Source organism: Erythrobacter sp. HI0063, from assembly GCF_001635685.1.
Taxonomy (GTDB): Bacteria; Pseudomonadota; Alphaproteobacteria; order Sphingomonadales; family Sphingomonadaceae; genus Qipengyuania.
The window spans coordinates 17,997-34,831 of the sequence record NZ_LWFF01000288.1 but is presented as its reverse complement, the minus strand read 5'-3'; the positions used below and the strand labels follow the sequence as shown (position 1 = coordinate 34,831).

21 protein-coding genes are annotated in these 16,835 nt (G+C 64.6%); 10 read left to right on the top strand and 11 right to left on the bottom strand.

What is annotated here, in order from left to right:
* Nucleotides 1-6: 6 nt before the first annotated feature.
* The 7 genes from A3736_RS10045 to A3736_RS10015 all read right to left on the bottom strand — a co-directional run bounded on the left by A3736_RS10045 (nt 7) and on the right by A3736_RS10015 (nt 6,813).
* Nucleotides 7-1,089, bottom strand: coding sequence for a hypothetical protein (locus tag A3736_RS10045; RefSeq protein WP_067682517.1), 1,083 nt, complete (start codon nt 1,087-1,089; stop codon nt 7-9).
* A gap of 88 nt (nt 1,090-1,177) precedes the next feature.
* Nucleotides 1,178-1,768: a lysozyme gene (locus A3736_RS10040; RefSeq protein WP_067682514.1), complete on the bottom strand. Its 591-nt coding sequence runs from the start codon at nt 1,766-1,768 to the stop codon at nt 1,178-1,180.
* Between the two features lie 187 nt (nt 1,769-1,955).
* Nucleotides 1,956-3,365 (bottom strand): type I glutamate--ammonia ligase, encoded by a 1,410-nt coding sequence (gene glnA / locus A3736_RS10035; RefSeq protein WP_067682511.1) that lies wholly within the window; start codon nt 3,363-3,365, stop codon nt 1,956-1,958.
* 64 nt (nt 3,366-3,429) lie between these two features.
* Nucleotides 3,430-3,768: a P-II family nitrogen regulator gene (locus tag A3736_RS10030; RefSeq protein WP_067682508.1), complete on the bottom strand. Its 339-nt coding sequence runs from the start codon at nt 3,766-3,768 to the stop codon at nt 3,430-3,432.
* A gap of 264 nt (nt 3,769-4,032) precedes the next feature.
* On the bottom strand, nt 4,033-4,962 hold the full coding sequence (gene argC / locus A3736_RS10025) for an N-acetyl-gamma-glutamyl-phosphate reductase (protein WP_067682505.1): 930 nt from the start codon (nt 4,960-4,962) through the stop codon (nt 4,033-4,035).
* Between the two features lie 3 nt (nt 4,963-4,965).
* Nucleotides 4,966-5,313 carry a hypothetical protein gene (locus A3736_RS10020; protein WP_067682500.1) on the bottom strand — a complete coding sequence of 116 codons (348 nt, stop codon included), beginning with the start codon at nt 5,311-5,313 and terminating at the stop codon, nt 4,966-4,968.
* Between the two features lie 102 nt (nt 5,314-5,415).
* Entirely contained in the window at nt 5,416-6,813 is a 1,398-nt protein-coding gene (locus A3736_RS10015; RefSeq protein WP_067682554.1) for a M17 family metallopeptidase, read from the bottom strand.
* Between the two features lie 58 nt (nt 6,814-6,871).
* Between A3736_RS10015 and A3736_RS10010 the strand changes: the two genes are divergently transcribed.
* Both A3736_RS10010 and map read left to right on the top strand, forming a co-directional pair.
* A complete protein-coding gene (locus A3736_RS10010; RefSeq protein WP_197465578.1) occupies nt 6,872-7,726 on the top strand; it encodes a PdaC/SigV domain-containing protein in 855 nt (284 codons plus the stop codon).
* Nucleotides 7,727-7,743: 17 nt separating this feature from the next.
* On the top strand, nt 7,744-8,568 hold the full coding sequence (gene map, locus A3736_RS10005; protein ID WP_067682497.1) for a type I methionyl aminopeptidase: 825 nt from the start codon (nt 7,744-7,746) through the stop codon (nt 8,566-8,568).
* Between the two features lie 9 nt (nt 8,569-8,577).
* Here the strand turns inward: map and A3736_RS10000 are convergent, their stop codons facing one another.
* Together A3736_RS10000 and ccmA are read right to left on the bottom strand one after the other, a co-directional pair.
* Nucleotides 8,578-9,231 carry a heme exporter protein CcmB gene (locus A3736_RS10000; RefSeq protein WP_067682551.1) on the bottom strand — a complete coding sequence of 218 codons (654 nt, stop codon included), beginning with the start codon at nt 9,229-9,231 and terminating at the stop codon, nt 8,578-8,580.
* A complete protein-coding gene (ccmA, locus tag A3736_RS09995; protein WP_067682494.1) occupies nt 9,228-9,848 on the bottom strand; it encodes a heme ABC exporter ATP-binding protein CcmA in 621 nt (206 codons plus the stop codon). The genes A3736_RS10000 and ccmA overlap by 4 nt, the downstream gene beginning before the upstream one ends.
* A 52-nt stretch (nt 9,849-9,900) precedes the next feature.
* Between ccmA and A3736_RS09990 the strand changes: the two genes are divergently transcribed.
* Nucleotides 9,901-10,191 carry a 4a-hydroxytetrahydrobiopterin dehydratase gene (locus tag A3736_RS09990; RefSeq protein WP_067682547.1) on the top strand — a complete coding sequence of 97 codons (291 nt, stop codon included), beginning with the start codon at nt 9,901-9,903 and terminating at the stop codon, nt 10,189-10,191.
* Nucleotides 10,192-10,199: 8 nt separating this feature from the next.
* Here A3736_RS09990 and A3736_RS09985 read toward each other — a convergent pair whose 3' ends face one another.
* Both A3736_RS09985 and A3736_RS09980 read right to left on the bottom strand, forming a co-directional pair.
* Complete coding sequence (locus A3736_RS09985) at nt 10,200-11,003, bottom strand: SDR family oxidoreductase (protein WP_067682491.1); 804 nt, start codon at nt 11,001-11,003, stop codon at nt 10,200-10,202.
* 35 nt (nt 11,004-11,038) lie between these two features.
* A complete protein-coding gene (locus tag A3736_RS09980) occupies nt 11,039-11,656 on the bottom strand; it encodes a DNA-3-methyladenine glycosylase (protein ID WP_067682488.1) in 618 nt (205 codons plus the stop codon).
* 86 nt (nt 11,657-11,742) lie between these two features.
* Here A3736_RS09980 and A3736_RS09975 point away from each other — a divergent pair, with 86 nt between their 5' ends.
* From A3736_RS09975 to A3736_RS09945, 7 genes are all read left to right on the top strand, one after another.
* Nucleotides 11,743-12,060, top strand: coding sequence for a 2Fe-2S iron-sulfur cluster-binding protein (locus A3736_RS09975; protein WP_067682486.1), 318 nt, complete (start codon nt 11,743-11,745; stop codon nt 12,058-12,060).
* Nucleotides 12,061-12,142: 82 nt separating this feature from the next.
* Nucleotides 12,143-13,171 carry a cysteine synthase A gene (locus A3736_RS09970; protein WP_067682484.1) on the top strand — a complete coding sequence of 343 codons (1,029 nt, stop codon included), beginning with the start codon at nt 12,143-12,145 and terminating at the stop codon, nt 13,169-13,171.
* Between the two features lie 39 nt (nt 13,172-13,210).
* Nucleotides 13,211-13,627, top strand: a complete 417-nt coding sequence (locus tag A3736_RS09965; protein ID WP_197465577.1) for a hypothetical protein — start codon at nt 13,211-13,213, stop codon at nt 13,625-13,627.
* Between the two features lie 91 nt (nt 13,628-13,718).
* Nucleotides 13,719-14,441 (top strand): GldG family protein, encoded by a 723-nt coding sequence (locus A3736_RS09960; RefSeq protein WP_233999347.1) that lies wholly within the window; start codon nt 13,719-13,721, stop codon nt 14,439-14,441.
* Nucleotides 14,442-14,852: 411 nt separating this feature from the next.
* Nucleotides 14,853-15,344: a division/cell wall cluster transcriptional repressor MraZ gene (locus A3736_RS09955; RefSeq protein ID WP_067682478.1), complete on the top strand. Its 492-nt coding sequence runs from the start codon at nt 14,853-14,855 to the stop codon at nt 15,342-15,344.
* Nucleotides 15,341-16,270 (top strand): 16S rRNA (cytosine(1402)-N(4))-methyltransferase RsmH, encoded by a 930-nt coding sequence (gene rsmH, locus A3736_RS09950; RefSeq protein WP_067682475.1) that lies wholly within the window; start codon nt 15,341-15,343, stop codon nt 16,268-16,270. Before A3736_RS09955 ends, rsmH begins: the two co-directional genes overlap by 4 nt.
* On the top strand, nt 16,270-16,806 hold the full coding sequence (locus A3736_RS09945; RefSeq protein WP_067682472.1) for a hypothetical protein: 537 nt from the start codon (nt 16,270-16,272) through the stop codon (nt 16,804-16,806). The genes rsmH and A3736_RS09945 overlap by 1 nt, the downstream gene beginning before the upstream one ends.
* Nucleotides 16,807-16,835: the final 29 nt, after the last annotated feature.

Sequence of the window (16,835 nt, the reverse complement as noted above, 5' to 3'; positions counted from 1 at the left end):
TCCGGTTCAGGTCAGCAGGTCGATGGCTGCGGCCACCAGCTGGGTCTGCGGATCGACCCGGTACACGTATCCGTCCGAGTAGCGATAATTGGCTTCGGGCGTGTCGTAATAGCGATCGCGATAGGCGGAGGGGACGTTGTAGACGTCATAGCCACGCGGCATCGGCTGGCCGACGGTAAATTGATCGCCCGTCAGCAGCGCCGCGATCGACTGGATCGCGCTCGTCGTCGGATCGACGCGATAGATCACATCGTCGGCGTAACGATAGTTCTGCGGCCCGCCCAGACTGTAATAATCGACGTAATAATCGGGAAGGCTGCTGCTGCCATAAGAATTCGGCCACTGGTTTCCGATCGCCAGCGCACCGCCGAGCAGGGGAATATAACCGGCAATATCCGACCCACTGCGCCGCAGCAGATAGCCATCGTCGTAGAAGTAATTGCCGCGATCATAACCCGACAACCCGAAAAGTGAGGGTTGGTAGATCGAACCGTAAGGCGCGCGCTGACGCGCAAGGCCCGGAGGCTGGCAGCCATTGTTCTTCTTCGCCAATCCCGGCGGACACCCGTCGATCACCGAGGGCGCATAGCCGAAGGTTCCGCCATAACGGCCTTCGGTCTGAATATAGTGGTCCCGGGTCCGGTCGAGCGTGCGATCGAGAATGCGCCCGTCATTCGCGCCGTTGCCGCGATTGTTCGCAGCGTTGCGATTGCCGTTTCCGTTGCCGTTATTTCCGCGCAAATCGCGCTCGATCTGCTTGGCTGCCCCTTGGCCGTTGCCGCGTTCGAGCGTGCGGACACCGGCATTGCCGTTTCCATTGCCATTGCCATTTCGCGCGTTGGGGTTGCCCGCGTTTCCATTGCCCCGTTCGGCCTGAACCGGCGGACCGCCGCGTTCGGCGTTGCCATTGCCCTTATTGTTGCCGTTTCCACGATTGCCCTTCGCGTCGGGTCCGGCCTGGGCAGCGGCGGGCGGGCCGCCGCGATCGTTGCCACCATTTCCCTGTCCGTTGCCCTTGCCGTTTCCTTGGGCGATCGCGCCTGTCGCGGCGAGAGCGAGGATCGCTACACTGCTGGTAAGAATACGCATTTGTTAACTCCTGATCGGAAACCCAACGGCGTATTTCGCACCCGGTTCCACAGTAACGACGAGTCGAGACGAGCGTCCGAGAAAAGGATTAGCGGTCGAATCGGTAAAGCTGTGCTTCTGCGTCCCGGCGTTTCACGAGGCCGCGCAGAACCCTTCCGCCAGCGTGTATCCAGCGGGCAAACTCGCGTGCCGCCGCCGAGTGATCGCCGGCGCGATGCAGTCGCGTCAGTCTCGCCCGACCGATCGCGCCGGTGTTGTAATGGAAGCTGACGAGCGCATCGAATTGCGCCTGCGTGGTCGGAGCATCGCCGATCGCATCCGCGACTTCGGCGGCATATCCTTCGAGATCGCGGGCGAATCGTTCATCGCACTGGTCCTGAGTCCATACCGTATCCGGTCCGATTCCCGGCCCGGTCGAGCCCCAGCCGATCGTCCATGGAGCGCCGCCCGTCCCGGGGTCGGGATAGGCCGCCACCATTCCGTCGTCGCGACGCCGGGCACAGCCCTCGAAATGCTTGATCAGCGCGATACCGCCGGGGCCGATGGTGTGGGGGTGGAGGAATTTGGAATCCGGATCGTCGAGATCGTCGAGTGCCGCGTCGATCAGATCGACCTCGTCCTGCCGAAAGGGGCGGCCGAGCAGGCGGCGGATCAAGTCGAACAAAGGCTTGCGGATCATCGGGGGCCTCCAGCGCCGAATCGAGGGAGGCGGAGCAAGTAGTCGCGCAATGGGCCTGTAGGAAAATGGTTTTTTGCCGAGTAAAGTCGCTCGCGACAGGATCCTAAGGCAGCCGGACAAAAAATTGGGGCGCCCGGATCGCTCCGGACGCCCCGCTCGGTGAAGGCTGGCCTTTAACCGCTAAAGGTTAAGCGGAATAGTACATATCGAACTCGGCCGCGCACGGCGTCGTTTCGACGCGCAGGACTTCGTCCCACTTCAGTTCGATATAGGCGTCGATTTGGTCCTTGGTGAAGACATCGCCCTTCAGCAGGAAGTCGTGATCGGCCTCCAGGTTCTCCAGCGCTTCGCGCAAGGAACCACACACGGTCGGCACGTCGGCCAGTTCGGCGGGCGGCAGATCGTAGAGGTTCTTGTCCATCGCTTCGCCCGGATGGATCTTGTTGGTAATCCCGTCGAGGCCCGCCATCAGCAAGGCGGCATAGGCGAGGTAGGGATTGGCCATCGCATCGGGGAAGCGGAATTCCACGCGCTTCGCCTTCTCGCCCGCACCGTAGGGGATGCGGCACGAAGCCGAACGGTTGCGCGCCGAATAGGCGAGCAGGACCGGCGCTTCGAAGCCCGGCACCAGACGCTTGTAGCTGTTGGTGGTCGGGTTGGTGAAGGCGTTCAGCGCCTTGGCGTGCTTGATGACTCCGCCGATGAAATAGAGGCAATTGTCGCTAAGGCCGGCATAGCCATTGCCAGCGAAGGTCGGCTTGCCGCCATCCCAGATCGAGAAGTGGGTGTGCATGCCCGAACCGTTATCGTCCTTGATCGGCTTGGGCATGAAGGTCGCCGACTTGCCGTAGGCATGAGCGACCTGGTGCACGACATACTTGTAGATCTGCATGTTGTCGGCGGTTTCGACCAGGGTCGAATAGGTGAGGCCCAGCTCGTGCTGCGCGGCGGCGACTTCGTGGTGATGCTTGTCGCAGGGCAGGCCCATTTCGATCATGGTCGAGACCATCTCGCCACGGATGTCGACCGCGCTGTCCACCGGCGCGACGGGGAAATAGCCACCCTTGGCGCGGGGACGGTGAGCCATGTTGCCCGCTTCGTATTCGCGGCCGGAATTGGTCGGCAGCTCGATATCGTCGAGCGTGTAGCCCGAGCCGGCATAGCCGTCTTCGAAGCGGACATCGTCGAACATGAAGAATTCGGCTTCCGGGCCGACATACACGGTGTCGCCCACGCCGGTCGATTGCAGGAACGCCTCGGCGCGCTTGGCGGTGGTGCGCGGGTCGCGGGCATACCATTCGCCGGTGGAGGGCTCCACGATGTCGCAGAACACGATGAGCATCGGCTCGGCGCTGAAGGGATCGACATAGACCCGCTCGAGGTCAGGCTTCAGGATCATGTCGCTTTCGTTGATGACCTTCCAGCCCGCGATCGAGGAGCCGTCGAACATCAGCCCGTCTTCGAGCTGATCCTCGTCGAGCGTCTTGGCGACCATGGTCAGGTGCTGCCACTTGCCCTTGGGATCGGTGAAGCGAAGATCCACCCATTCGATGCCTTCGTCTTCGATACGCTTGAGGACGTCGCTTGCATTGCTCATGTGATCAATTTCCTTGCTGGTTTCGAGTTACGCCTCGCGGCGGGATGTCTCTTGGGTGTTGGCGTTAAATGGCGTCGTCGTCGCGTTCGCCGGTGCGGATGCGCAGCGCGCTTTCGAGGGAGGAGACGAAGATCTTTCCATCCCCGATCCGGCCGGTCTGAGCGGCGGCGGCGATCGCTTCGACGGTGCGTTCGGCGATATCGTCGCTCACCACGACTTCGAGCTTCACCTTGGGGAGGAAGTCGACGACGTATTCCGCGCCGCGATAGAGTTCGGTGTGGCCCTTCTGGCGGCCGAAGCCCTTCGCTTCGGTCACTGTGATGCCGGACACGCCGATTTCGTGCAGCGCCTCCTTCACCTCGTCGAGCTTGAAGGGTTTGATGATCGCTTCGATCTTCTTCATGAAACCGGGAATTCCCCCAACCTGTAAGGCGTTTCGGCGCTGCGCGGTTCGCCGATCCGGGCGATCCTTAAGGATCGATTACCAAGAATCGTGCCAGATCGTTTCGACCCGCTCGCAGGTAGCCTAGAGGATCGAAAGCGCGCGGCAAAGGGCGCATTCCGGTATCTTTTGCATAGTCGGGCGAGCCGGGCTTGAAATCGGATCGCCTCATGCGACGATCTGCTGCCCAAACACCGGGCGAGCGCTGCCTGAAAAACAGGCAGGCTAGGGCGACAGACCCGTCGTTTCCGGCAGGCCGCACATCAGGTTGAGATTCTGGATCGCCGCCCCGCTCGCGCCCTTGCCGAGATTGTCGAGCCGGGCGACGAGGCGGGCGTTGCTGCCGCCCTCATTGCCGAAAACGAACAATTCCATCCCGTCCCAAGGCTCGGCCTCCCGCTGAAGCACGAGTTCGCTTGGATTTCCGTCGCGACGCACCGACACGACCGACGATCCGGTGTAGAAATCGGCCAGGCTAGCGCGCAGATCGTCGGCATGGGGTTCGCCCGCCATGGCGCCGAGATGCAGCGGCACCTCGACGATCATACCGCGATAGACCGGCACGACCGCAGGGGCGAACAGCACCGAATGCTCCAATCCGGCCCGCGCCTGCATTTCGGGCAAGTGCTTGTGGCGAAGATCGTACCCGTAGGCGCGAAAGCCCGGCGCATCGTCCCTTTCGAAATCCGCGATCATCGCCTTGCCGCCGCCCGAATAGCCGCTGACGGCGTTGACGGTGAAAGGCCAATCGGCGGGGAGAAGTCCTTCGCGCACCAGCGGAGCGACGAGGCCGAGGAAACCGGTGGGATAGCAGCCGGGATTGCTGACCCGGCGCGCATCGGCCACGCGTTCGCGGCCGACCAGTTCGGGAAAACCGTAGCACCAGCCTTCGGTGGTGCGATGCGCGCTCGATGCGTCGATGATGCGCGTGCCTTTTGCAGGATCGAGCAGTTCGACCGCGTCGCGCGCCGCATCGTCGGGCAGGCACAGGATCGCGATATCGGCCTCGTTCAGCGCCTCGCGCCGGGCCTCCGCGCTTTTGCGGTGCGCTGCGTCGAGCTGGATGAGCTCGAATTCGCTACGGCCGTTCAGGCGGTCGAGAATTTCCAGGCCGGTGGTTCCGGCGGCGCCGTCGATGAAGATCCGGTCGGCCATGGGCTATTCCGTCGGTTCGAGTGCGCCGAGCTGGACATAGCCGCTCGGCCCTTCGGGTCCGCAGGCAATCCACGCCCATTCGCCCGCGCAATCGAGCAACTCGACCGGCGTCCCGGCGGGAAGGCTGGCCCCGATATCCGCGTCTTCGCGCATGGCGAGCCGCAACTGGACGCTGTTCGGGCCTATCTTGCGGCAGAGGGGAACGACATATTGCGTCGCGAGATATTGGCCCGCCAGCGCGATATGCGCCAGATCGCCACGCAAGGGCTTCGTGCCGGGCGCGGGTTTGCGCACCGGACCGGTCAGGCCCACCGTTTCGGTCGGAAGCGAATAGTCTGCGGGCCTGCTCACGGAAGTCGGGCGATCGTACCTGTTGATGGATTGAATCTGGCGCGCTTAGCCGCCTCGGGCGCGGCTCGCAAGTTCGGCTGCATGACCGGGCGTTGCGCCCTCTTACGACCCGTAGCGATCCTTGAGCATGTGCCACGCCGCGCGCAGGCCGTAGGCATCGCCGCCCTTTGGGCGACCGGGCTTGGCCTGCGGGCGCCAAGCATAGGTATCGAAATGCGCCCAATCGATACCTTCGCCGACGAACTTGTCGAGGAACAATCCGGCCACGCTGGCCCCGGCAAAGCCGTTGCTCGCCGCATTATTGGTGTCCGCGATGTCGGAGGCCAGATATTCGCGGTAGGCTTCGGGCAAAGGCAGACGCCACGGCGCATCGTCATGCGCCTTGCCCGCCGCGATCAGCGCATCCGCCGTCGCATCATTGCGGGCCATCAGGGCGGGGAGGTCCGGACCCAGCGCCACGCGCGCCGCACCGGTCAGCGTGGCGAAATCGAGGATCAGATCAGGATTCTCCTCGCTCGCACGGGTCAGGGCATCGCCCAGAATCAAGCGACCCTCGGCATCGGTGTTCCCGATCTCGACAGTCAGCCCCTTTCGCGAAGACAGCACGTCGCCGGGGCGGAAGCTTTCGCCCGAAATCGCATTCTCGACCGCGGGCACCAGCAGATGCAGCCGCACCTTGAGGCCCGCCTCCATGATCAGTCCGGCCAGCGCGATCGCATGCGCCGCGCCGCCCATATCCTTCTTCATCAGCATCATGCCCGACGCGCCCTTGATGTCGAGCCCGCCCGAATCGAAGCAGACGCCCTTGCCGACCACGGCCAGCACGGGGTCGCTTTCCTTGCCCCAGGTAAGATGCATCAGGCGCGGCGCATGGCGGCGCGCTGCAGCCCGGCCGACGGCGTGGACCATGGGGTAGCAGCGTTCGAGCGCATCGCCGCGCACTGTTTCGAGCGTGGCACCGTGGGTCTTCGCAAGCGCCTCTATCCGCTCCTCCAGCGCTTCCGGCCCCATGTCCTCTGCGGGCGTGTTGACCAGATCGCGCACCAGGCAGACGGCTTCTGCCTCGGCGCGGACCGCATCGATGCGGCCTGCCTTCTCGGTCAGGAGAATGCGCGGCCCGGTGGGCTTTTCCGGCTTTTTGTAGCGATCGAACACGTATTGTGCGGTCTGCCAGCCGTGCAGCGCCGGGCCGGGATCGCCGCCCGACGCATCCTTCGCCAAACGATAGGTGCCTTCGGGGAGGACCTCGGCCAACTTTGCGAGGCACCAGCTCGACAGGCTTTGCGGATCGGCCACGCCGCCGACGGCGAACCAGCTTTCCCCATCGGGCACGATCGCGGTCTGATAGCCGCTCCCGTCGAATTTCTGCGCTCCGAGCGCTGCTCGCTGGGCGGCGTTCAAGCCTTTTGCGAAACCCTCGAAGCCGTTTCTATCGGTCAGGTGGATCGCGATCGCGTCCTGCCCGCGATCGGGCTGGATCAATGCTTCGCCCGCGTTCATAATGCCGTTCATACTTCTATTCCCTCACGTCAATCTTCGCACAGGAAACCCACCCCCGATGCGCCTGTTCCTGATTCCCTTGCTGCTGTCGAGTGTGCTGGCGAGCGGTGCCTGCAGCGAAGCGCAGGAATACGAGGCCAAAGTGGGCCTGGAAGAGGGCGCAGGCTCAACGACGGATCGACCGGTCGCCGATGCCGCGAATGATACCGATGCCGAGCCCGGCGCGGTCGAGCTCCAGAACGAGCGGGCCGAATTTTCGCACACCTGGCCGGCAGCGGCGAATGCCATTCCAAAGCTGGCGGCGCGGTTCGAAAGCGAGGCGCAGACCGCTCTTGGCGAAGCGCAGGCAATGGCGGCGGAGGATCAGGCAGCCGCGCGCGGGGAGGGGTGGGAGTTTCGCCCTCACGCTGCGGAAAAGGAGTGGGAGACGGTTGCCGACATTACCGACTGGCTGAGCCTTTCGGCCTTGATCTATTCCTATACCGGCGGGGCGCATCCCAATTACGGGTATGACAGCCTGGTCTGGGACAAGCGCGCCGATACCGCCCGCGCCCCGCTCGACCTGTTCCGCAGCGCCGCCGCTTTCAAGACTGCGTTGTGGGGTAGATTCTGCGACGCTCTCGACGCGGAACGGGCCACGCGTCGCGGCGAAGCGGTCGATCCGCAGTCGGACAACGCCTTCAACACATGTCCCGAACCGCGCGAAGTGACGGTGCTTCTGGGATCGAGCAACACGCAGACTTTCGACAGGATCGGCATTCTGATCGGCCCCTACGTCGCGGGGCCCTATGCCGAGGGATCGTACGAATTTACCTTTCCGGTCGATTCCGCCGTCATCGACGCGGTCCATCCCGACTATGTCGAGGCCTTCAGCCGGGCTCCGCAGAAGCAAGCTCGCATTTCGGGCGATTGATCGCTACATCGCGCGCCATGACAGAATATCAGGAAATCGACGGGCGCGAGACCGTCTATCGCGACGGCACCATCAAGCTGCATGGCGAAGAGGGTTTCGAAGGCATGCGCCGCGCCGGACGGCTGGCAGCGCAGATCCTCGACGAAGTCGCCCCGATGGTAGAGCCGGGCGTGACCACCGCCGCGATCGACGACAAGATCCGCGAGCTGATGCTGGATGGCGGCGCTGCGCCTGCAACGCTCGGCTATCGCGGCTATACGCATAGCAGCTGCATCTCGATCAACCACGTCGTCTGCCATGGGATCCCCGGTGAAAAGCCGCTCAAGGACGGGGACATTCTCAATATTGACGTGACCCCGCTGCTCGACGGCTGGCACGGCGATACCAGCCGGATGTTCTTTGCAGGGGAGCCTTCGCTCAAGGCGAAGCGGCTGGTCGAAGTGACGTACGAATGCCTGATGCTCGGCATCGAGGCCGCGCAGCCGGGCGCGCGCGTCGGCGATATCGGCGCCGCGATCGAAGCCCATGCCCGCCAGTATCGCTATGGCGTGGTGCGCGAATTCTGCGGCCACGGGCTGGGCCGCCTGTTCCACGATGCACCCGAAGTGATTCACGCGGCCAAGGCCGGGACTGGGCCGCTGCTGAAGCCGGGCATGTTCTTCACCATCGAACCGATGATCAATGGCGGCCGCCCGCATGCCAAGGTGTTGAACGACGGCTGGACCGCCGTGACGCGTGATAAATCGTTGAGCGCCCAGTTCGAACATTCGATCGGCATCACCGAGACCGGGAACGAGATCTTCACCGGCAGCCCGAAGGGCCTCGACAAGCCACCTTACTGAACGGCGCGATCAGCCTTCGCGTGCGGCTCTGATCGCCGCTCCGGCGACGAACGGCGTCACTGCACACAGGCCCAGGCTGATGGCGGCCGTCAGGGCTAATCCCGCCGTGTCCGGGCGCGACAGGGCGCCTGCACCGAAGATCAGGATCGGGATCGCCAGCGGGATCACCATAAGTCCGGCGAGAGCCGCGCCTTGGCGCAGGGCGGCGGTAAGCGCCGCGATGGCGAGGCCGATCGCGGCTAGGCCGGGCGTTCCGGCGAGCAGGCCCAGCAGCAGCACGCGAACCGTTTCTCCCGACAGGCCGAGAAGCGTGGCGGCGGGGAGCGTTGCGAGGAGCAGCAGCGGCCCGAAGGCCAGCCAGTGCGCGACGAGCCGGCTCGCCATCGCCCATTCCTCGGATATGCCGCGCAGCGATAGCTGATCGAAGATGCCTGCTTCCAAGTCGGCGGCAATCAACCGCTCCAGCGGCAGGATCGCCGCCAGCAGCGCCGCGATCCAGATCACGCCGCCGCCGGTACGGGCGAGCATTTGCGGCTCGGGCCCGGCCGCGAAGGGATAGAGCATCGCCACGGCGAGGAAGAAAAGGAGCGGCAGCAGCGTACCGCCACGCCTCCCGCCGGGCAGCAGCGTCGCGAGATCGCGGCGCAGGAGCGTTCCGATCACCACGGATACTCTCTCAGATCGAGAGCGGTCGCGTCGGTCATTGTAATCGGCTGGTGGGAGGCGACGATAGCGATACCGCCAGTTCCGCGATGATCGGCAATCAGCTGCTCGACCACTATCACGCTATCCGCGTCGAGACCGTTCAGCGGCTCGTCGAGCAGCCAGTGATCGGCTTGCTGGCCGAGCAGGCGCACGAGGCCGGCGCGTTTCCTCTGCCCGGTCGAAAGATAGCGCACCGGCACGTCCATCAGCGCTTCGATGCCAAGCGTTTCGGCATGCTTGCTGGTCAGCTTTTCCGAACCGTCGAGCGCGGTCCAGAAGGCGAGCGCCCTGTCTAAGGTGACTGCCTCGTCCAGCGCCAGTCGCCCGTCGAGCAGGGCGACAGAGCCCGACCAATCGACGAATCCGCGCGAAAAACCCTCGCCTTTTGCCGCCAGAAAATCGGACGGTTTGCGCAGTCCGGCGAGAATTTGGATCAGGCTCGACTTTCCGATCCCGTTCGGCCCGGTCAGGTGCAGCGCCTCGCCGCGCTCCAGCGTCAGATCGAGACCGCCGAACAGCGGCCGGTCGCCCCTGCGGCAATAAAGCTCCCGCGCCGTGAGACCCGCCCCTTGCATGGGGGCCAGCGATAGGCAAAAGGCGGGCACCCCACAAGCGCAGGAGCATATCATGCCGGTCGAGGAATTGAGCCAGGAAGAACGCGACAGCTGGATGCGCGCACTGCCCGAATGGTCGCTCTCGCGAGAGGGCAAGGCGATCGAGCGAAGCTTCGAATTCGCCGATTTCTCCGAAGCCTTCGCCTTCATGGCGCGCGTGGCGCTGATTGCGGAAAAACGCGATCATCACCCCGAATGGTTCAACGTCTACAATAAGGTGGACGTCACGCTGACCACGCATGACGCGGGCGGATTGTCCCTGAAGGATATGAAGATGGCCAAGGCGATCGGCGCGCTTCTCTAACCGAGACCCTATCCCAGGCCGCGGGCGCTGGAGCGGGTCTGCTTGCGGACCACGCCCGGCATCCAGCGGCTGAAAAAGCCCAGCCGCTTGGCGGTCTTGCCCACCAGCGTGTGCAGTTTGTCGCCATGCACAGCGTCCCACGCGGCATCCGCGACATCCTGAACCGGAGTGATTTCCAGCCCGGCATCGGTCACGCGCTGGCGGATGTCCTGATTGGATCCGGCATTGGGATTCTTGTCGAGCAGAGGCGTGTCGATGAAGCTGGGGCAGAGCGAGCGCACCGCGATCCCGTCATCGGCCCATTCTCCGTCGAGGCTTTCGGTGATCCCGCGCACGCCGAATTTCGTGGCGGAATAGACGCTGGCCCCCGGCGTCCCGTAAATGCCCGCCGCGCTGGCAGTGTTGAGCAGGCACGATCCCGGCGCGGTCTTCTTCAAATGCTCGTACGCCGCCTGCGCGCCGAACAGGACACCCTTGAGATTGATGTCGAGGCAGCGTTCGATCTCGTCGGTGGAGTTTTCCATCAGCGTGCCGCCCAGCGGGATACCGGCATTGTTGACCACCACGTCGATCCGGCCGCCCGCCGCCATGGCGAAGCCGCTCAGCGCTTCGTCCCATGCTGCGCGATCGCGGACGTCGAGCTTGTGAGTGTAGGAATAGCCGCCGGGGAGGAAATCCTCGGTCACCGCCATGCCATGCGCGTCGATATCGCCGAGGCCCACGAACCAGCCCTCGCGCCCGAAGCGGATCGCGATCGCCCGCCCGATGCCCGAGCCTCCGCCGCTGATGAAAATAGCCTTGCGGTCCGCCATGTCGTGTCTCTCCCTAATCGTCTCGAAGCGTCGGCTCAAAGCGCCGGATTGTTGTAGATATGCCAGGTGAAGATGGCCATCGCGCCGCGATGCGGACGCCAATGCTCGGCCAGCGCGCGGGTTTCTTTCTCGCTCGGGCGTTCTTTCAGGTCGAGCAGTTTGCCGAGCCCTGCTTGGACGGCGAGATCGCCCGCCGGCCAGATATCGGGGCGCCCTTCGGCGAACAGCAGGTAGATTTCCGCGGACCAGCGCCCGATCCCCTTGATCCTGGTCAGGTCCGCGATCGCCGCCTCGTCGTCGCCGGGCAGGCTCTCCAGATCGAGCTCTCCGTCCGCGACCAATTCGCATAGCGAGCGGGCATAGCCCTGTTTCTGGCGCGACAGGCCGCAGGCGCGCAAGGTTTCGAAATCGCGTTCGAGTAGGCAGGCGGGGGTGAAATCTTCGCCCAATTCGGCCTCCAGTTTGGTCCACACCGATGCCGCTGCGGCGACCGAGACCTGCTGGCCGACGATGGTGCGCAGCAGGGTCTTGTACCCGGTATCGCGCAGGCGCGGTTCGGGATAGCCGGTTCTGGCAAGCGCATCGGCCACGCGCGGCTCCTTTGCCGCAACCGCGTCGATCCCGTCCCTTAATTGCTCTGCGGTCAGTCCCATGCCGGCGTGCTGCCGCTCCTTGCCAAAACTGCGCTCGCCCCGTAGCAGCGCGGCGACTGGCAAACCACAGGAACGAGGCCGCGACAATGCCCAAGCTGATCGTAACCACCCGCGAAGGTGAAACATCCGAGATCGACGTCGCGGACGGGCTGACCGTCATGGAGGCGATCCGCGACAACGGCTTCGACGAATTGCTGGCGCTGTGCGGCGGTTGCTGCTCCTGCGCGACCTGTCACGTCCACATCGATCCTTCCTTTCAGGACAAGCTGCCTGCGATGAGCGAGGACGAGGACGATCTGCTCGAATCCTCCGACCATCGCGATGCCAATTCGCGGCTTGGCTGCCAGATCCCCTTCACAGGCGACTTGGACGGGTTGAAAGTGACCATCGCGCCCGAAGACTGATGGAAGACTGATTTCGGATCGCTTTGCGGCCTGCAAGCGCATCTAGTTTGCGACCGCCGGAGCGACTGCTTACCTCTTCGGCATGACTGCCATACCCCTTAGCGCCAATAGGCGCGCCGATACGCTCGACCTGATCGGCAACACGCCGCTCGTCCGCCTCGCCGGGCCGAGCGAGGCTGCCGGATGCGATATTTTCGGCAAGTGCGAATTCGCCAATCCGGGCGCGAGCGTAAAGGATCGCGCCGCGCTCTACATCATCCGCGATGCCGAGGCGCGGGGCGAATTGAAGCCCGGCGGAACGGTCGTGGAAGGGACGGCGGGCAATACCGGGATCGGCATCGCGCTGGTTGCCAATGCGCTGGGCTACCGCACGATCATCGTGATGCCGGACAACCAGTCCAAGGAAAAGATGGACACGCTGCGCGCTTTGGGCGCCGAGCTGGTCACCGTTCCGCCGACCAAATATTCCGATGCCAACCATTTCGTCCACACGAGTCGCCGCCTCGCCGAAGAGACCGAGGGTGCGATCTGGGCCAATCAGTTCGACAATACCGCCAACCGCAAGGCGCATATCGAAGGCACCGCAAAGGAATTGTGGGAGCAGTTGGAAGGCCGGATCGACGGTTTCACCTGCGCTGCGGGCACTGGCGGCACGATCGCGGGCGTCGGCATGGGCCTCAAGGAATTCGACGAGACCGTAGCGATCGCGCTGACCGATCCGCACGGCGCTGCGCTCTACGATTACTACGCGCATGGCGAGCTGAAGTCGGAAGGCTCCTCGGTCGCGGAAGGGATCGGGCAGGGGCGCATCACCGGCAATCTCGAAGGCGCACCGATCGATACGCAGTTCCGGATTTCGGACGAAGAGGGGCTCGAATGGGTCCGCCGCCTGCTGCGCGAAGAGGGGCTGTGCCTCGGCCTGTCGAGCGGGATCAATGTTGCGGGCGCGATTGCGCTGGGACGGCATCTGAAGGAACAGGGCCGCGAAAATCCGCGCGTGGCGACGATCCTGTGCGACACAGGCTTCCGCTATCTCTCCACTCTCTACAATCCCGAATGGCTGCGCGCGAAAGACCTGCCGGTGTTCGACTGGCTCGAACCTGCCGCCTGATACGGCGGTTGAGGGCGTGGCGCGAAGGCGATTGACCCGATGCGCCTGCGCGCCCTATCTGGCTTCATGGCTCGCTTGTTCGATCCCCGGCGCAAGGCCCGTACGGTCGACGCCGCCACCGGCCTTTCGGGCGATGCGCCATCCGTGCCGCTGGGCGGAACGCGCGCGCAAACGACCCAGCGGCTCCAAGTCGGAATCGCCGGACTTGCGGGCACGCTCCTGTTGATCGGCCTGATCGATCTTATCGAAACCCGTGCCGACGAAACCGAGCGGACGGCGGTTCCCGAAGCGGTCGCCACCAACCAGCCCAGCGCCACACCGACGCGCTCCGATCCGCTGATCGATGCCGGGGTCGTTCCCGACCTGCCGGCCAACCCGGTGCCGGAAACGCCAGCGGGCGGGGAAGCGCCCATCCTGCCCGAACAGGGTGGAGGCGAAAATAGCCCGCCGCAATAAACGCGCTTGCTCGCCGGGAGCGACCACGGCGCTCGTCGCTTGCCTGCTGGCGTGCGTGTCCTGCTCGCCCAGCGCAGATTCCGCTCCTGCGGTGGAACAGGTGGGCGAACAGGCGGCTCAGCCTCGCCTCGGCCTGATGTCCACGCTGCCGATCTACTGGAACGAGGCGGTCGAGTTTTCCGATCTCCTTGATGACGGACAGCAAATGAACTGGGTGCGCAGTGCGCTGGAGCGCGATTATGCGCTCGAACCGCTTGACGTGCTGACTCCCGAAACGCTCGCGCCGCTCAGCCGCCTGATCCTGGCTCAGCCGCGGGCGCTTTCGGCAGAGGAAAACGTCGCTCTCGACGATTGGGTGCGGAGTGGGGGGCAGGTGATCGTGTTCGCCGATCCCATGCTGACGCGCCATTCCGAATACCGGCTGGGAGACCCGAGACGCCCGCACGATGTGGCGCTGCTCTCTCCGATCCTTGCGCGCTGGGGGCTGGAGCTAGAATTCGACTCGGGCCAGGACGAGGGCGAGCGACTGGTCGACGCGTTCGGGCTCACTGTTCCGGTGCGGATCGCCGGCACGTTCCGGCTGCGCGAGGAGGGCGGCGAGGCCGATTGTACCCTGTCGCAGAGCCGCCTGATGGCGCGTTGCACGATCGGCCAGGGACGCGCGCTGCTCGTCGCCGATGCCGCCGTGCTCGATGAGAGCGAGCCGCATGACGACGGCGGGGAAGCCGAGGACCACTCCGGCGAGGACCACTCCGGCGAGGATCGGCGCGACGCGGCCCTGGACGGCATCCTGAACGACGCCTTCGGCACCTGACTCCCGGTTCGGGGAAATCGCGGGAGAGGCCGGTTGGGGGCTCCCGCCGCTCCAGACATTTTCCTCGTGAATGGCCCGCGAGAGTGGCCGAAATCCGCAGATTTCGAGCATTTTCGCGCCGATCGGTGGCGGATTACCGAAGCATCGAAAGTAAGAATGCGTTTACGATGGCGCCGAGAGAAAGATACACAAAAACAGTTGTTTATCGGTAAATCCCCAAAAATCCCCTACTTTTCCCTTCCATCCCCCGCGCTCCCGCTGTATTCCCTGTGACACATCGGACAGACCGAATCCGTCTCGCGCCCTCCGGCTCGGGGCACGCTGCAAGCTCGTGGGTGCTTTCGGCGGCGGGGAAGGTGTGCCGAGTGGAGATGGTGATTTTTACCTGAGCGTATTTGGGGGCGGAAGCGGGTGCTTTTCGGGGGATATAGCGGACAAGCCTATTCGCCTGCGGGCGATAAAGGCCGCTATGTCCTTCCGCCGCTGTTTCGCAAGGCGGTGAAGGAAAGCAGCGATTCCCGCACCCTATGTCTGACCAAGCACGATCGCTGGAACTGTCTTGTCGGTTTCGGCCTGTCCCGCAAACTCGAATTCGAGGCGCAGCTCGATCGCGAGGAAGAGATGGCGTTCAAGTTCCAGCGCGATTTCGACCGGGAAACCCGTTCGAGCCAGCTCTACGGCTTCGCCGAGCTTCCCTTCGACGATAGCGGGCGGTTCGTCATGCCGGACTATCTGCGCGGCCTCGCCGGTATCGAGGACGGCCTGTTCTTCCAGGGCAGCGGCCGGTTTTTCAGCGTCTGGAACCCTACCGAACTGATGCGCATGGGCGACGATTGGGCCGCTGCCAAGGCCGCCTGCCAGGCGCTGGTGGCCGAGGCTGAAGCCAAGGCGAAGCGCAAGTGAGCCAGCCTCACATCCCCGTCCTCCTAGACGAGGTGATCGCCGCGCTCGACCCGAAGCCGGGCGACGTGATCGTCGATGCCACCTTCGGCGCAGGCGGCTACACCCGCGCGATTCTCGACAAGGGGGCGCAGGTCCACGCCTTCGATCGCGACCCCGATGCGATCGCCAACGGCGCGGCGATGGTCGCCGAATACGAAGACCGCCTGACGCTCCACCCGCACCGCTTCTCCCAGATGGTGGCCGCGCTGCGTGACGCGGGCGTGGCCTGTGTCGACGGTGTCGTCATGGATATCGGCGTCTCGTCGATGCAGCTCGATCAGGCGGAGCGCGGCTTTGCCTTCTCCCATGACGGCCCACTCGACATGCGGATGAGCCAGACGGGCGAGAGCGCCGCCGATTTCCTCAACACCGCCGATGCCGATCAGATCGCCGACGTGCTGTATCTCTACGGCGAGGAGCGCCAGTCGCGCCGCGTCGCCCGCGCCATCGTGGCCGCGCGCCCGCTGGAGACCACTGGCGATCTCGCCCGCGTGGTGAGGAAGGCATTGGGCCACAAACCGCACGACAAGAAGGATCCTGCGACGCGCAGCTTCCAGGCGGTGCGCATCCATGTGAATGGCGAGCTGGACGAGCTGGAGCAGGGCCTTGCCGCAGCCGAAACCCTGCTCGGCGAAGGCGGCCGCCTCGCCGTGGTGAGCTTCCACAGCCTCGAAGACCGGATCGTCAAACGCTTCCTGCGCGATGCGTCGAGCGCACCTGCCGCCTCGCGCCACTTGCCCCAGGTCGACAGCTTCGAGCCCGCCTTCACGCGCGTCAGCAAGGCGATCCGACCGGGCGAGGCCGAGATCGCACGCAATCCCCGCGCGCGCTCTTCCGTCCTGCGGCACGCGGTGCGTAGTGCCACCCCGGCGAGGGAAGCAGCCTGATGGCCAGCGCTCCCCCCTCTCGCCCGCACGGCAGCCGCATCCGCCAGATCGGCTGGATGCTGGCGCTGAGCCTGTGCCTTGCCGCCTTCCTTGCGCTGACCTTCAAGGTGAATGCCGTGAAAAGCGACGTGCGGCTGGCGGAGCGCCAGATCATCGCGCTCGAACGCCAGACCCTGATGCTGGAGGTCGAATTCCAGACCCGCGCCAGCCAGCGCCAGCTTTCGCAGTGGAACGCGGTCGAATTCGGCTATGTCGCGCCGCGCGCCGATCAATATCTCGAAAGCGAGCGGGAACTCGCCGTGCTCGGCCTGCCGCGCGGCCTCGACGCGCCCGATCCGATTCGCGTCGCCAAGGCGCGTCCGCAGGCCGAAGAAGGTCTTTTCGCCGAATGGATGGCCGATACCGATACGGCAGGCGATAACGGCGAGGACGCGAGCGATCTAGATTCCGGCGGATACGAAGCGGCGGGCAATCTGACCCAGCGTCTCGCCCGCTCGCCCGCTTTGCCGAGCGCTTTGGCGGAGACCGGCCAGTGAACGCCTATTCCCCGATCACGCGCGCCACC